This is a genomic window from Delftia sp. DLF01 (assembly GCF_014852125.1).
Classification (GTDB): Bacteria; Pseudomonadota; Gammaproteobacteria; order Burkholderiales; family Burkholderiaceae_C; genus Comamonas; species Comamonas acidovorans.
This window is the reverse complement of record NZ_JACVAZ010000007.1, coordinates 90,157-103,617: the sequence shown is the minus strand read 5'-3', so window position 1 is coordinate 103,617 and position 13,461 is coordinate 90,157. Positions and strand designations below refer to the sequence as shown.

Sequence of the window (13,461 nt, the reverse complement as noted above, 5' to 3'; positions counted from 1 at the left end):
ACCTGCATCCAACGATTCCATGCCACTGACCCTGACCCGCCCCGAGCTGCTGCGCAGCGCCAACTTCATCGCCGGCCAATGGACGACCGCGACTGCGACGGCGACCACGACGGCCACGCCCACCGCTCCCGCCCCACGCCTGGCCGTGACCGACCCCGCCACGGGCGCACTGATCACCGAGGTACCCGACTCCGGCGCCGCCGAGGCCCGCGCCGCGCTGGACGCCGCGCATGCCGCCTTTCCCGCCTGGCGCAAGACGCCCGCCAAACAGCGCGCCGCCATCATCAAACGCTGGAACGACCTGGTGCTGGCCCACCAGGACGACCTGGGCCGCCTCATCAGCCGCGAGCAGGGCAAGCCCCTGGCCGAGGGCAAGGGCGAGGTCGCCTACGCGGCCAGCTACATCGAATGGTTTGCCGAAGAGGCCACGCGCATGAACGGCGAGATCATTCCCGCGCCCGTGCCGGGCCGGCGCATGTTTGCGCTGCGCGAGCCCGTGGGCGTGGTGGCCGCCATCACGCCCTGGAACTTTCCTGCCGCCATGATCGCCCGCAAGATCGCGCCCGCACTGGCCGCCGGCTGCACCGTGGTCTGCAAGCCCGCGGAAGACACGCCGCTGACCTCGCTGGCCCTGGTGCTGCTGGCCCAGGAGGCGGGCGTCCCGGCCGGCGTGCTCAACATCGTCACGGCCTCGCGCGAGAAGACGCCCAAGGTGGTGGATGTCTGGCTGGACGACGCGCGCGTGCGCAAGATCACCTTCACGGGCTCCACGCCCGTGGGCAAGCACCTGGCGCGGCGCAGCGCCGACACGCTCAAGAAGCTCTCGCTGGAGCTGGGCGGCAATGCGCCCTTCATCGTCTTCGAGGACGCCGACATCGAGGCCGCCGTCGATGGCTTCATGGCCGCCAAGTTCCGCAATGGCGGCCAGACCTGCGTCTGCCCCAACCGCGTCTTCGTGCACCGCAGCGTGCACGACGCGTTCGCACAGAAGCTGGCCGCGCGCGTGGCCGCGCTGCACGTGGGCCCGGCCAGCGACCCGGCCTCGCAGATCGGCCCCATGATCAATGCGCGCGCCGTGGAAAAGATCGAGCGCCATGTGCAGGACGCCGTGGCGCGCGGCGCCAGGGTGCTCACGGGCGGCAGGCGCCTGGATGCCCTGGGCGCCAACTACTACGCGCCCACCGTGCTCACGGGCGCCGATGCCTCCATGGCCTGCGCCTGCGAGGAAACCTTCGGCCCCGTGGCGCCGCTCACGGTCTTCGACAGCGAGGACGAGGTCATCGCCGCCGCCAACGACACGCCCTTCGGCCTGGCCGCCTACTTCTACAGCAACGACGCACGCCGCATCTGGCGCATGGCCGATGCGTTGGAGACCGGCATCGTCGGCATCAACGAAGGCGCACTGGCCGCCGAGGCAGCGCCCTTCGGCGGCGTCAAGGAATCGGGCTACGGCCGCGAGGGCTCCACCCACGGCCTGGACGACTACCTGCACACCAAGTACGTCTGCCAGGGCCTGCTGGACTGAATGTTTCCCTCAACGAAATCACCGGACACCATGCCAGCCCATAACCCCTTCAAGACCGCCCTGGCCGCAGGCCAGCCCCGCATCGGCCTGTGGCTGTCCATGGCCGACCCCTACCTGGCCGAGGCGGCCGCCACCTGCGGCTACGACTGGCTGCTGATCGACGGCGAGCACGCGCCCAACGACGTGCGCAGCACACTGGCCGCGCTGCAGGCCGTGGCCCCGCACCCGGCCCAGGCCGTGGTGCGCGTGGTCGAAGGCAGCACGGCCCTGATCAAGCAGATGCTGGACATAGGCGCCACCACCTTGCTCGTGCCCATGGTGGACACGGCCGAACAGGCGCGCGCCGTGGTGGCCGCCACGCGCTACCCGCCGCTGGGCGTGCGCGGCGTGGGCAGCGCCGTGGGCCGCGCATCGCAGTGGAGCGCACGCGCCGACTACCTGCAGGTGGCCGACGACGAGGTCTGCCTGCTGGTGCAGGCCGAGACCGTGAGCGCCCTGCAGAACCTGCCGGCCATCTGCGCGGTGGACGGCGTGCACGGCGTCTTCATCGGCCCCGCCGACCTGGCCGCCTCCATGGGCCACCGCGGCAACCCCGGCCACCCCGAAGTGCAGGCAGCCATCGAGGGCGCCATGAAGACCATCATCGCCAGCGGCAAGGCGGCCGGCACCCTGACTTCGGACCCCGCCCTGGCCCGCCGCTACCTGGACCTGGGCTGCAGCTTTGTGGCCGTGGGCGTGGATGTGCTGCTGTTTGCGAATGCGGCGCGCAGGCTGCGGGGGCAGTTCGATGATTCGCCAGTGGCCGAGCCTGCACAGCAGGCAGCTGCCGCCTATTGAATCAGACAGCCACCAGCCAGGCCAGCAGCCCCACCGCCGCTGCAGCGGCCGCCACGCGCCGCGCGAACTGCGGCGCATAGGTCAGCAGCAGGCCCAGGGCCAGGGCCGCAAAGGTCAGCAGGCCCAGCCAGGCGGCCACGGCCACCGAGGCATTCCAGCGCAGCAGGCAAGGCGCCAGCGATAGGGCCAGCAGCGCGTAGCCGGCCAGCCGCCAGGCCTTCAGGCGCGCGGGCGCCAGGCCTTCGGTGCCCAGCTGGTCCTGGTGCCGGTCCATGGAAGCGGCGATGACGGCAAAGCCTGCAAAGGCCAGGCAAAGGGTGGCAAGAATCATCATGACGCGCGCTCCAGCGCGGGGGCATGGCTGGCGGCGCGGGCTTGCGTGCGGGGCACTGCAGCGGCTGCCGGCTTGCCGCGCAGCAGCCACCAGGCCACCACGCCGTGGATGGCGGCCAGGCCCAGCATCAGCAGCTCGAAGCTGGCGATGCTCCACTGCCCGTTGGCCAGGGTCTGCACCAGCGATGCGCCGCCCGTCAGCAGGTTGAGCAGGGGCAGCAGCGCGTACAGCACGGCGGCCAGCGCCATCTGCTGCAGCCAGGCATTGCGGTGCGAGACCCGCAGCGGATGCAGCAGGCACAGCAGCCAGATGATGAAGAAGCCGTTGATCTCCCAATCACTGCGTGCCTGCATGGGCACGGGCAGCAGGCGGTTGAGCCAGAAGAAGCCGGCCACGGCCACCGACAGGCCCGCGATGGAGCCCACGTTGAGCACCTCCACCAGACGGTGGCCGAAGGGCGTGCGGCCCAGCTTGCGGCGCTCGGGCATGCGCTTGACCACCCACAGCACCATGCCCGAAGCGGCCATGAAGGTGCCGACCACGCCGCTGAGCAGCAGCAGCCAGCGCGTGGCCGGCTCGGCAAAGCGGCCCAGGTGCACGCCGGTGATCACGTTGCCGGTGGCGCGCACCCAGGAGATGGCGGGCGCCTCGGGGCTGGCCTGCAACTGGCCGGTCACGCCGTCGAAGCGCAGGGTCTCGGACTGGCCGCGGTTGATGAGGCTCATGCCACCGCCTTCGCGCAGCTCGACCACCGCGCGCGAGGTGCCGGGCGCGTTGACGGTGATGCTGCCCACACCGTGCTCGGGCCAGCGGCGCGCGCCCTCGGCCATCATGGGCGCGATATCGGCCAGCGCGGCGGCCTGGCGCTCCTGTTTGCCACCGCGCGCGCCCGGGCCCTGGTTGGCCGCCTGACCGCGCGCACCCCGCACATCGGCGAAGTAGGCATTGGTGTCGCCGTTGTAGGCCGCCTGTATGCCCCAGGGCATGAGCATGAACATCAGCAGCACCAGGCCGCTGAAGGTGATGACGATGTGAAACGGCAATGCCAGCACGGCCGTGGCGTTGTGCGCATCCAGCCAGGAGCGCTGGCCCTTGCGCGGGCGGAAGGTGAAGAAGTCCGTGAAGATCTTCTTGTGCGTGATCACGCCCGTGATGATGGCCACGAACATCAGCATGGTGGCGAAGCCCACGATCCAGCGGCCCCAGATGCGCGGCATGGCGTGCAGCTCGAAGTGGAAGCGGTAGAAGAAGTTGCCGGCGCGTGTCTCGCGCGGCTCCAGCTTCTCGCCCGTGGCGGCGTCGATCTCGGCGCGCTTGGTGCCTGCGCGGCCCGTGGCGGCGCCGGGCTCGCGCCAGGATGCGGCCACCGCCACCTGGCGCGGGCCGGGCAGGCCCAGCGTCCAGGTCGTGGCCTCCGGCGCGATGCGCTGCATGGCGTTCAGTGCGCGCTGCGCGGTGTCGGCGTCCTGCACCGAGCCGTGCAGCTCGGGCCGCATCCAGTCGTTGATCTCGTCGCGGAAATAGCTCAGGGTGCCCGTGAAGAACACCGCGTAGAGCAGCCAGCCCAGCAGCAGGCCGCTCCAGGTGTGCAGCCAGGACATGGACTGGCGCAGTCCCTCGGGTTTGCCGTCTGCCCTCATGCGGCGGCTCCGTTCGACAGCACCCAGGCCAGAAGTCCCAGGCCCGCGCCCGGCAGGCCGATCACGGCCCAGGCGCGCCAGGCGCTGGCGCAGCCAAAGGCCCACATGGCCGCCACGGCGTAGATGATGAAGGCCAGCAGGGTCGAGCCCAGCGCCGCATCGGCCCGTTCCACGCCCAGCCAGACCATGGCGCGCGCGCCCGTGGCGGCGCAGGCGGCCGACAGCAGATAGCCGCCGCCGATCGCCGCCAAGGCGCGCGAGGCCACGGCCACGCGGTAGCGCAGCAAGGATGGAGAGGACCCTCCCGGGGTCGAGGCTTGCATGGGGATGACCTTTCTTGCGGATCGTTGCCCGTTCCGGACGCCGCGGCCGCAGCGCAGGCCCGGACGGACAAAGGCGCCACAACAGTTCAAGGTCTGTGCGGCGCCGGGCGTTGGCCGCGCGCCTGGAGCACGCCGCCCTTCAAAGATCGGGAATGATAATGATTTTTATTACCCGAGTCATTTAAAGAAATGCAAAGCCGGCCTCCTGCCACCGGCCCCGACCATCTCCCTGGCGCCTTTTCCCCTATCGCGTCCGCCCCGCCAGCCAGCGCCCGCCGAACTGGTTGATCACCATGCCCGCCAGCACGGCCAGCGTGCCCATCCACTGCATGAAGGTAGGCCGCTCGCCCAGCAGCAGCATGGCCGAGACCAGGCCCACCACGGGCACCATCAGAGACAGCGGCGCCACCGTGCCGGCCGCATAGCGCTGCAGCAGGCGCGTCCACAGGCCATAGCCCAGCAGCGTGGCCAGCAGCGCCAGGTACAGGATGGAGGCCACGGCGGTCAGGTCGATCCCCGCCAGTTGCTGCACGACCGTATCCGCGCCATCCGTCCAGACAGCCAGGGCCATCAGCGGCGCGATGGGGAAGATGCTGCTCCAGACGATGAAGGGGAAAGGCTCGTAGGGGCCGCTGCGCGCCGCATAGCGCGTGATCATGTTGGACACGGCCCACATGCAGGCTGCGCCCACGGTCAGCAAAAAGCCGGCCAGCGTCATGGCGTTGTCGCCCTCGCCATGGGCGCTGCCAATGGCAACCAGCCCGCCCAGCGACACCACCAGGCCCAGCCAATGCCACAGGCGCGCGGGCTCGCCCAGCAGGAAGGCGGCCAGCAGCAGCGTGACGAAGGCCTGCGTCTGCAGCACCACCGAGGCCATGCCGGCCGGCATGCCCAGCTTCAGGCCCAGGAACAGCATGCCGAACTGGCCCACGCCCTGCACCAGCCCATAGGCGGCCAGATAGCGCCAGCCCACCGACTTGGGCGGACGCACGAACAGCAAAAAGGGCAGCGACGCCACCACGAAGCGCAGCGCGCTCAGCAGCATGGGCGACAGCGTCAGCAGGCCGAACTTCATGGCCACGAAGTTGGTGCCCCAGATCAGGATGACCAGCAGCGCACGCGCCCAGTCGCCACGGCTCAGGTGCTGCGCGGTCATGCCCTGCCCTCGGTGCGGCGGGGCCTGCAATGGTCAGGGACAGCGGCCGGCAGCACCGGCAAGGAACAGGAAGAAGGCATGGCGGGCAATGGGCAAAAAGAAAAGGGGCGGATCACATCCGCCCCCGGCGTTTGTACCACCGCAGCCCGTGCGCTGCCGGGCGGCCGTGGCTCGGCCCTGCGTTTCAGTCCGCCGCGTAGTCGATGGGATCGTGGGCATGCTGGCGCCCCAGCGCGCCGGCCATGGCCAGCATGAAGGCCAGGCCGCGCCGCACATCGGGCTCGCGTGCCATGCGCATCAGGCCGATCAGGGTGGGCGTTTCCTCCATGGCCTGCACCTGGGCCGCCGCCATGCGCGCGGCATTGCCCGCGGCCCAGGCCCCGCCCACGCCATCCTCGAAGGCCTTGGCGACCTTCTCGACCATGTAGTCGTCTGCCATGTCCACCAGGTCCGCCGTGGCCGACAGCAGATCGACCACGCGGTTCAGGCGCCGGCCCGCCAGCAGCGGCTCCAGCTTGCCCATCAGTTCGGCCAGCCCCTGCAGCGCGGCGTCGTCCTGCAGCAGGCCGCCAGCGGCGGGCTGCGCCACGGGAATGTCGGAAGCGATGTTCATCTCGGTGCTCCTTGTCTTCGTGCTTGGAATGACAATGCAAAGGCCCTGGCCTCAGACCAGGGCGCGGGCCACGGCCCAGTACATGCCGCGGTTGAAGCCCTTGCGCATCATGGAGCCGACCTTGGTCGGCGGCGTGGGCTTGACGTCGACCTGGTAGTCGTACCAAAGCGGCATGCCGCCGTCCAGGCCCATCTGGGCGATGGCCACCACGCGCCCGTCGTAGGCATCGCTGGTGCGGCCGAAGCGGATCTGCGAGGCGATGTTGTTCACCACCACGGGCGACTGGTTGTGGCAGGCGCCGCCGGCCTTGCTCACCGGCAGGTCCACCGTATCGCCCAGCACATAGACATGGCTCTGGCCCAGCACCTGCATGGTCTCGTGGTCGGTGGGCAGCCAGCCTTCGCCATCCTGTGCCTGCGACAGGCCGCAGTCGCGCACGGCCTGCACGGCGCGTATGGGCGGCGTGGCCATGAGGATGTCGAAGTCCTCGGACTGGCCCTCCTCCGAGTGGGCCACCTTGGCCTCGGGGTCCACGCGCGCCAGCGTGAATCCGCGCTGGTGGCGAATGCCGCGCTGCTCGAACACCGTGGGCAGGATCTCGCAGGTGTCCTTCTGCAGGAACAGGCAGTTGCGCAGCAGCTGCGAGACCGTGGGATAGGTGTAGACGATTTCCACCTTGTCGCGCACGCCGCGCCGGCGCAGCAGGTCGTCCAGCATCAGCGTGGTCTCTATGGGCGCGATGCCGCACTGGTGCGGCACATTGGGCGTCTTGGGAAAGGTGACGGTGACGAAGATGCGGCCCTTTTCGATGCGCGCCAGCTTGTCGGCCAGTTGCCGCGCGGGCGCGTGCTGGTAGAAGTGGTCGCCGGCCTCGGCCAGGCCTTCGATGCGCTCGGGCGAGGGCACGCAGCCCGTGGAGATCACCAGATGGTCGTAGCCGAAGCGCTTGCCGCTCTTGCAGTGCACGGCCTGCAGCGCAAAGTCGAAACGCTCCACCTCTTCCACCTGGAAGTCGATCTCGGGCCGCAGCAGGCCGCGCTGCCTGCGCCGCAGTTCGTCGCGGAAGAAGGCATTGAAGGCCACGTACATGAAGGCAGGCTTGTAGTAGTGCCAGGGCGAGTTCGACAGCATGGTGATGCGCACCTTGCCCGTGACCACCTCCGGATACAGCTTGCTGACCAGGTGGTTGGCGGTCATGGTGCCGCCAATGCCCCCTCCGATGATCAAGATGTGATGCGCCATCCCTGCTACTCCTTGTGCTTTCGCCTCAGTGGAACAACCGCTGGCGCCGCACGGCGCCAGCGCCGGAAAATGCGCCGCTCAGTCAGGCTTGAGCGATCGCCACACCCCGTCCCAGAGCGCGTCGAACAGGGGCTCTATGGGCGTGTCGATGATGCCGTCCAGCCGCAGGCAGATCATGCGGATCGCGCTGCCGTACATCAGGCTGGCCGCCACCATGGGCTCCATCTGGCGGATCTCGCCATCGGTCATGCCGGCGAACACGAAGCCGCGCATGCGCACGAAGGCCGAGGCCGAGCAGATGGCCTGCTCGTCGGGCAGAAACTCGCGGTGGCGCGCATTGACCACGAAGCCCATGGCCTCGGGCTCGGCCTCGGCCAGCCCGAACAGCATGCGCAGCACCTCGCGGCAGCGCTGGGCGCTGCCCGCGTGCCGCTCCTCGATATCGTCAAGCAGCACATTCATGCGCGCCAGCAAATGCCGGTACAGCTCGCGCGCAATGCCTTCCTTGTCGGCAAAGTGGTTGTAGAAGAAACCGATGGACACGCCGGCCTCGGCGCACAGGTCCTGTATCGAGGTATTGAAAAAGCCCCGCTCCACGAACAGCCTGAGCGCCACGCGCAGCGTCTGCACATGGCGCGATCCCGCGTGCGGAAAGAAGGTCCAGGCCTCGTCTTGCATGGGAGCTGATAGTAGAACGAATCTTCATTCTATTTTCACAAGCACTTGCAAACTACACCAGGGTTTTCCAGAAAAGACGCTACCCAGTGCATCAGCCGCAATGCCTGGCCCATTCCCGGCCATTGCCCTGCGGGACCGTAGAATCCGCGCGCAGCCATTGGAGACAGAGACAAGAATGACCGGCTGCACACGAATCCGACCCAAAGGCCTTTTGCAAATGCAACTCCCCATCCACGTCATCGACGCATTCACATCGGAACGATTCAAGGGCAATCAGGCCGCCGTCATTCCCCTGGATGCATGGCTTGCCGACTCCACGCTGCAGGCCATTGCCGCAGAGAACAATCTCTCGGAAACCTCGTTCCTGGTCTGGAGTGCCGAGCGCGACGCCTTCGAGATCCGCTGGTTCTCCCCGCTCACGGAGATCGCGTTCTGCGGCCATGCCACGCTGGCAAGCGCCTTCGTGCTGTTCGAGGCCGACCCGGCGCTGCGCAGCATCACGTTCTGGGCCGCTGCCGTGGGCAAGGTCACCGCCATGCAGGAGGATGGCGGACGCATCGTCATGACCTTCCCGCGCCGCGATGCCAAGCCGCTGGATGAGGTGCCGGCCGCGCTGCGCGAAGGCCTGACGCCCGCACCCACGGCCTATCTTGTGAACCAGCAGGCCTACGTGGCGGTCTACGCCGCCGAGGCCGATGTGCTGGCCGTCAAGCCGGATCTGGAACGCCTCAAATCGCTGGGCCCGCTGGACGTGGTGGTGACGGCGCCTGCGGATGCGGGCGCATCGTATGACTTCGTCAGCCGCTACTTCTGGCCCGCCAATGGCGGCGAGGAAGATCCCGTCACGGGCTCCATCCATGCGGCGCTTGCGCCTTACTGGGCGGGCAGGCTGGGCAAGAACCGTCTGATCGGCCACCAGGCCTCGCGCCGCACGGGCACGCTGTTTTGCGAAGTGACCGATGCCAGCGTCGAGGTGGCTGGCCACTGCGCGCGTTACCTGACCGGGACGATCACCGTCTGACTGCGGGCCCGTCCCGATGGAGCCGACGCGTAAGGCGCATCAGCGCCGCAGGCAGCGACCGGCGCCATCGATCAGGCGGGCCATTTCCCTGTCCACGCCCAGGTCGGCGCAATAGGCGCCAGCCCCGCGCAGTGACAGATCCAGAGTGGCAGGCTTGCTCCTGGAAACCTCGGCCCTCAGCCGAAAGCCCGCCACGTTGGGCGCGCCGTAGTCGGCCGTCTCCAGCACGCCCGCCCGGCTGTCGCGGATGGCATGGCCGTTGCCAAGGTGGTAGGCGCCCTCGTTGCCGGCCATGGCTTCGTCAAGGCAGGCAAAGGCCTGCTCGGCCGATGCACCTTGGGGCAGGCCCAGCGACGCGGTTGTGCCTGGGCCCAGGGCATCGCACATGCCTGCAGAGATTGCGCAGCCGCTCAAGAGGCCTGCAAGGCCCAGTACCCATATCCGCATTCACGCTTCCTTTCCAGAGGCCATGGAATCCGCGGCAGTGTATCGACCCGGCAGCGGCGCCGGGCTCGCAATGCGCAGGGAATAGTCTCTCGCCTTGCCGATACCCCCGGGACACGCAGGTACCATCCGCGCATGAGTACCCACTACGAATCCCTGTCGCAAGCCGACGCCTACCGCGACGCCTTCGACGTGGAAGCGCCCGCGGCCAGCGAGCGCAACATGACGCCGCGCAAGTCCGGCTTTTTCATCCGCAGCGTCGCCGTGGCTGCAGAGGCAGCCGCTGAACAGGCAGAACCTGCAGCTCCCGACACACCGCCTGCAGCACCCACCACTCCCGCACGCGAGCTGGTTACCGCCCAATGGGGCCTGGTACCGCACTGGGTGAAGTCGGCCTCCGACGGCCGGCTGCGCGCGCTCAAGCTGGTGAATGCGCGCTCCGAAACGGTGTCCACGGCCCAGGCCTTCCGCGATGCCTGGCTCAATGGCCAGCGCTGCATCGTGCCCATGGCCGCCTTTTTCGAGGATGACTACCGCAACGGCAAGGCCCTGCCCACGCGCATCTCGCGCATCGACGGCAAGCCCATGGGCGTGGCCGGCGTGTGGGCGCAGTGGACGGGTCCGGACGGCGAGGTGCTGCTGAGCTACGCCCTGCTCACGGTCAACGCCAACAGCCATGCGCTGCTGCACCGCTACCAGCAGCCCGGCGCGGAAAAGCGCATGCCGGCGATTCTCAACGAAGGCGCCTACGACGCCTGGCTCAACGCGCGCGTGGAAAAGGCCCGCGAGTTCATGCGCCAGTACCCGTCCAACTGGCTCACCGCCAATCCGGTGGAGCGCAAGGCCGACAAGCGGCCTCCAGGGCTGATGGGCTGACGGGCTGGCGCATGGCCCTTGTCCCGCGCGCTACGGCGCCTTGGGCAACGCGTTGATGGAGCGCAGGATGTCGCGCGTGATGCCCTGGCGCTTGGGCAGGTCGGCCAGCCGGTGGGGCGTGTCCATGTTCATGGCGAAGAACACGGGGCCGGCCGGCCATTCCACCCAGCCTACCCACCAGCCGATACGGCCCGTCCAGCCGGTTTTGGCGCGCAGTATCCAGTCCGGGCCCGCCTCGTTGATCATCACGTCCTTCACCAGCCGCTGGTGCTCCACCGGCAAGGGCAGCCGATTGCGGTACAGCCGCTGCAGGAAGGCCACCTGCTCCAGTGCCGAGATGGCCAGGTCGCCCTCCACCCAGAACGGCGCCTCGCCCGTGGCCAGCGCATTGCCGTAGTCGATCTTGCGCATGTAGGCAGCCTCGCGCGCGCTGCCAAGCTCCCTGGCAAAGCCTTCGTACACCCACAGGGTGGAGTTGCGCATGGCAGAGCGCAGGTCCTGATCGGCATTCCAGGCCGGCAACTGGCGCTTCACGCCATCCCAGGGAATGCGCTGGAATTCATCGCGCAGCAGCCCGGCGTCCAGCGCGAACAGGCTGTGCGGGATCTTGAAGGTGGAAGCGGGCGAGTAGCGCCGCGCCACGCGGTCACGGTTGTGGACGTAGACGGCTTCGGCCTGGCCTCTGGCATCGACCACGACGATGCTGCCATCGACCTTGGCATCGGCAAAGAAGCGGTCCCACTCGGGCTTGTCCTGCAGTTCGGCAGCCGCCAGAGCCGCCTGTGACAGACAGGCGAGCAACGCGGCGCACATCAGATTTCTTCGATTCATGCAGGCAGTTTAAGAGCTGCACCACCGCACGGCGATGGTGCACCGCCTGCCCGGCTGCCCTGTTTTGACTCGCTGTTTTCCCGTTTTGGTGTTCCGGCTGCATCGCGCGGGCCCCAAGGGCTCCGTGTGCGCTGGCACGACTTGTGCAAGGCCGCTGCAGGCCGGCCAATGCAGCCATGGCGGCAACGGCAGACGGCCCCATGACCACAACAAACAAGGGAGTCATTGCATGCACAGGTGCGCACGGGCGTTGAGAACATTGGTGGGGGGAGGATGGGTCGCGGTCCTGGGTGCGGCGCAGACGGCGCAGGCGGCCGAGCAGGCGATCACGCGGCCGTCGCCGGTGGCGGTGGAATCCATCAGCGCCGTGGACACGGTCTGGCTGATGACGGCCACGGTGCTGGTGCTGCTGATGACGCTGCCCGGCATTGCGCTGTTCTATGCGGGGATGGTCCGCCGCAAGAACGTGCTCAACACCATGGCCAGCGTGGTGGCGATTGCCTGCCTGGTGAGCATTCTGTGGTTTGCACTCGGCTATTCGCTGGCCTTCACGCCCGGCAATGCGTGGATAGGCGGTGATTCGCGCGCCTGGTTCGCGGGGCTGGATTTCAACGCCGCCAAGGGCCTGGTGGCCGTGAGCCACCTGGCGCCGCATGTGCCTGAAGCGGCCTATGCCATGTTCCAGCTGGCCTTTGCCGTGATCACCGCCGCCTTGCTGGTGGGCGCCTGGGTGGAGCGCATGCGCTTCGGTGCCATGCTGATCTTCGTGGGCCTGTGGAGCCTGTTGGTCTATGCGCCGGTGGCGCACTGGGTGTGGGAGCCCGGGGGCTGGCTGGCGCGCATGGGCGCGCTGGACTTTGCCGGAGGCACCGTGGTGCATGTGAACGCGGGCGTGGCCGGCCTGGTCTGCGCCTGGTTCCTGCGGCCGCGCCGCGGCTACGGGCACGAGCCCTTCGAGCCCTACAACCTGGCCTTGACCATGATGGGCGCAGCCCTGCTGTGGATGGGCTGGTTCGGCTTCAACGCCGGCTCATCGCTGGCCGGGGACAGCCGGGCGGCGCTGGCGCTGGCCGTCACCCACATTGCCGCGAGCGCGGGCGCCCTGGCCTGGTCGCTGGCCGAGTATGTGGTGCGCGGCAAGGCCACGCTGCTGGGCCTGTGCTCGGGGCTGGTCGGCGGCCTGGTGGCGATCACGCCGGCAGCGGGTTTCGTAACGCCGCTGTCGGCGCTGTGCATCGGCCTGATCGCCGGTGTCGCCTGCTACTGGGGCGCCACGGGCCTCAAGCGGCTGCTGGGCGCGGACGATTCGCTGGATGTGTTTGGCGTGCATGGCGTGGGCGGCATCGTGGGATCGCTGCTGACCGGCGTGTTTGCCAGTCCGCAGATCGGCGGCGTGCAGGGCAGCGTGCTCACCCAGGCCGTGAGCGTGCTGGCCGTGGCCTTGTTCACGCTAGTGGCCACGGCCGTGCTGCTGTGGCTGCTGGACATGCTGATCGGCCTGCGCGTGGACGAGGAAAGCGAGCTGCAGGGCCTGGACCTGGCGCTGCACCGCGAACGCCTGAGTGGATGAACGGCCGGGCCGCAAAGCGGCCCGGCGCCCGATGATCGTCAAACCGAAGGAGTGCCCACTACATGCCCGAAAGCGAACTCCTGGCCATTGCCGCGCACCTGCATGTGCTGCTGCGCAGAAGCTGCGGCCGCGTGACCGACACCGAATGGCTGGCGGCCAATGCCGAGTACGCCGCCGAAATCATCCGCTTCGCCCGGGAGCAGGAAGGGACGCGCAGCACGCCCGAACTGGTGGATTGGACCCACCGCTTCGAAGCCGCCTGGAACGCCGCGCTGGCCGGGCCCGCCGAGCGCTCGCCGCTCATCCAGCGCGCCGGCGAGCTGATGCGCCAGCGTGCGGAAAACCGCAAGTACGTGGGCACGCTGCGCTAG

15 protein-coding genes are annotated in these 13,461 nt (G+C 68.6%); 6 read left to right on the top strand and 9 right to left on the bottom strand.

Going from position 1 to position 13,461, the window contains the following annotated elements:
* Positions 1–19: 19 nt before the first annotated feature.
* Positions 20–1,525 (top strand): NAD-dependent succinate-semialdehyde dehydrogenase, encoded by a 1,506-nt coding sequence (locus tag IB269_RS27740; protein ID WP_192368837.1) that lies wholly within the window; start codon positions 20–22, stop codon positions 1,523–1,525.
* 30 nt (positions 1,526–1,555) lie between these two features.
* Positions 1,556–2,362 (top strand): 4-hydroxy-2-oxoheptanedioate aldolase, encoded by an 807-nt coding sequence (hpaI, locus tag IB269_RS27735; protein WP_192368836.1) that lies wholly within the window; start codon positions 1,556–1,558, stop codon positions 2,360–2,362.
* A gap of 1 nt (position 2,363) precedes the next feature.
* Here hpaI and IB269_RS27730 read toward each other — a convergent pair whose 3' ends face one another.
* The 7 genes from IB269_RS27730 to IB269_RS27700 form a co-directional block, all read right to left on the bottom strand.
* Entirely contained in the window at positions 2,364–2,696 is a 333-nt protein-coding gene (locus IB269_RS27730) for a DUF3325 domain-containing protein (RefSeq protein WP_192368835.1), read from the bottom strand.
* On the bottom strand, positions 2,693–4,336 hold the full coding sequence (locus IB269_RS27725; protein WP_192368834.1) for a PepSY-associated TM helix domain-containing protein: 1,644 nt from the start codon (positions 4,334–4,336) through the stop codon (positions 2,693–2,695). The genes IB269_RS27730 and IB269_RS27725 overlap by 4 nt, the downstream gene beginning before the upstream one ends.
* Entirely contained in the window at positions 4,333–4,659 is a 327-nt protein-coding gene (locus IB269_RS27720; RefSeq protein WP_016449744.1) for a DUF3649 domain-containing protein, read from the bottom strand. The genes IB269_RS27725 and IB269_RS27720 overlap by 4 nt, the downstream gene beginning before the upstream one ends.
* Positions 4,660–4,903: 244 nt before the next feature.
* Positions 4,904–5,815 (bottom strand): EamA family transporter, encoded by a 912-nt coding sequence (locus IB269_RS27715; protein WP_074923149.1) that lies wholly within the window; start codon positions 5,813–5,815, stop codon positions 4,904–4,906.
* 184 nt (positions 5,816–5,999) lie between these two features.
* Positions 6,000–6,428 (bottom strand): DUF1641 domain-containing protein, encoded by a 429-nt coding sequence (locus tag IB269_RS27710; protein ID WP_012204259.1) that lies wholly within the window; start codon positions 6,426–6,428, stop codon positions 6,000–6,002.
* Positions 6,429–6,479: 51 nt separating this feature from the next.
* Positions 6,480–7,670 (bottom strand): FAD/NAD(P)-binding oxidoreductase, encoded by a 1,191-nt coding sequence (locus tag IB269_RS27705; RefSeq protein WP_192368833.1) that lies wholly within the window; start codon positions 7,668–7,670, stop codon positions 6,480–6,482.
* Between the two features lie 78 nt (positions 7,671–7,748).
* A complete protein-coding gene (locus IB269_RS27700) occupies positions 7,749–8,348 on the bottom strand; it encodes a TetR/AcrR family transcriptional regulator (RefSeq protein WP_012204257.1) in 600 nt (199 codons plus the stop codon).
* 217 nt (positions 8,349–8,565) lie between these two features.
* Between IB269_RS27700 and IB269_RS27695 the strand changes: the two genes are divergently transcribed.
* Positions 8,566–9,369, top strand: coding sequence for a PhzF family phenazine biosynthesis protein (locus IB269_RS27695; protein ID WP_192368832.1), 804 nt, complete (start codon positions 8,566–8,568; stop codon positions 9,367–9,369).
* Between the two features lie 39 nt (positions 9,370–9,408).
* Here the strand turns inward: IB269_RS27695 and IB269_RS27690 are convergent, their stop codons facing one another.
* Entirely contained in the window at positions 9,409–9,756 is a 348-nt protein-coding gene (locus IB269_RS27690) for a hypothetical protein (RefSeq protein WP_225614323.1), read from the bottom strand.
* 192 nt (positions 9,757–9,948) lie between these two features.
* Here IB269_RS27690 and IB269_RS27685 point away from each other — a divergent pair, with 192 nt between their 5' ends.
* A complete protein-coding gene (locus IB269_RS27685; protein ID WP_192368830.1) occupies positions 9,949–10,689 on the top strand; it encodes an SOS response-associated peptidase in 741 nt (246 codons plus the stop codon).
* Positions 10,690–10,719: 30 nt separating this feature from the next.
* Here IB269_RS27685 and IB269_RS27680 read toward each other — a convergent pair whose 3' ends face one another.
* On the bottom strand, positions 10,720–11,520 hold the full coding sequence (locus IB269_RS27680) for a penicillin-binding transpeptidase domain-containing protein (RefSeq protein WP_263864466.1): 801 nt from the start codon (positions 11,518–11,520) through the stop codon (positions 10,720–10,722).
* Positions 11,521–11,749: 229 nt separating this feature from the next.
* Here IB269_RS27680 and IB269_RS27675 point away from each other — a divergent pair, with 229 nt between their 5' ends.
* Entirely contained in the window at positions 11,750–13,090 is a 1,341-nt protein-coding gene (locus IB269_RS27675; RefSeq protein ID WP_192368829.1) for an ammonium transporter, read from the top strand.
* 62 nt (positions 13,091–13,152) lie between these two features.
* Entirely contained in the window at positions 13,153–13,461 is a 309-nt protein-coding gene (locus tag IB269_RS27670; RefSeq protein WP_192368828.1) for a hypothetical protein, read from the top strand.

Bases quoted from the DNA above. Each gene is read 5' to 3' on its own strand.
- IB269_RS27740 (WP_192368837.1), top strand. From the start codon at position 20: ATGCCACTGACCCTGACCCGCCCCGAGCTGCTGCGCAGCGCCAACTTC.
- hpaI (WP_192368836.1), top strand. From the start codon at position 1,556: ATGCCAGCCCATAACCCCTTCAAGACCGCCCTGGCCGCAGGCCAGCCC.
- IB269_RS27730 (WP_192368835.1), bottom strand. From the start codon at position 2,696: ATGATGATTCTTGCCACCCTTTGCCTGGCCTTTGCAGGCTTTGCCGTC.
- IB269_RS27725 (WP_192368834.1), bottom strand. From the start codon at position 4,336: ATGAGGGCAGACGGCAAACCCGAGGGACTGCGCCAGTCCATGTCCTGG.
- IB269_RS27720 (WP_016449744.1), bottom strand. From the start codon at position 4,659: ATGCAAGCCTCGACCCCGGGAGGGTCCTCTCCATCCTTGCTGCGCTAC.
- IB269_RS27715 (WP_074923149.1), bottom strand. From the start codon at position 5,815: ATGACCGCGCAGCACCTGAGCCGTGGCGACTGGGCGCGTGCGCTGCTG.
- IB269_RS27710 (WP_012204259.1), bottom strand. From the start codon at position 6,428: ATGAACATCGCTTCCGACATTCCCGTGGCGCAGCCCGCCGCTGGCGGC.
- IB269_RS27705 (WP_192368833.1), bottom strand. From the start codon at position 7,670: ATGGCGCATCACATCTTGATCATCGGAGGGGGCATTGGCGGCACCATG.
- IB269_RS27700 (WP_012204257.1), bottom strand. From the start codon at position 8,348: ATGCAAGACGAGGCCTGGACCTTCTTTCCGCACGCGGGATCGCGCCAT.
- IB269_RS27695 (WP_192368832.1), top strand. From the start codon at position 8,566: ATGCAACTCCCCATCCACGTCATCGACGCATTCACATCGGAACGATTC.
- IB269_RS27690 (WP_225614323.1), bottom strand. From the start codon at position 9,756: ATGTGCGATGCCCTGGGCCCAGGCACAACCGCGTCGCTGGGCCTGCCC.
- IB269_RS27685 (WP_192368830.1), top strand. From the start codon at position 9,949: ATGAGTACCCACTACGAATCCCTGTCGCAAGCCGACGCCTACCGCGAC.
- IB269_RS27680 (WP_263864466.1), bottom strand. From the start codon at position 11,520: ATGAATCGAAGAAATCTGATGTGCGCCGCGTTGCTCGCCTGTCTGTCA.
- IB269_RS27675 (WP_192368829.1), top strand. From the start codon at position 11,750: ATGCACAGGTGCGCACGGGCGTTGAGAACATTGGTGGGGGGAGGATGG.
- IB269_RS27670 (WP_192368828.1), top strand. From the start codon at position 13,153: ATGCCCGAAAGCGAACTCCTGGCCATTGCCGCGCACCTGCATGTGCTG.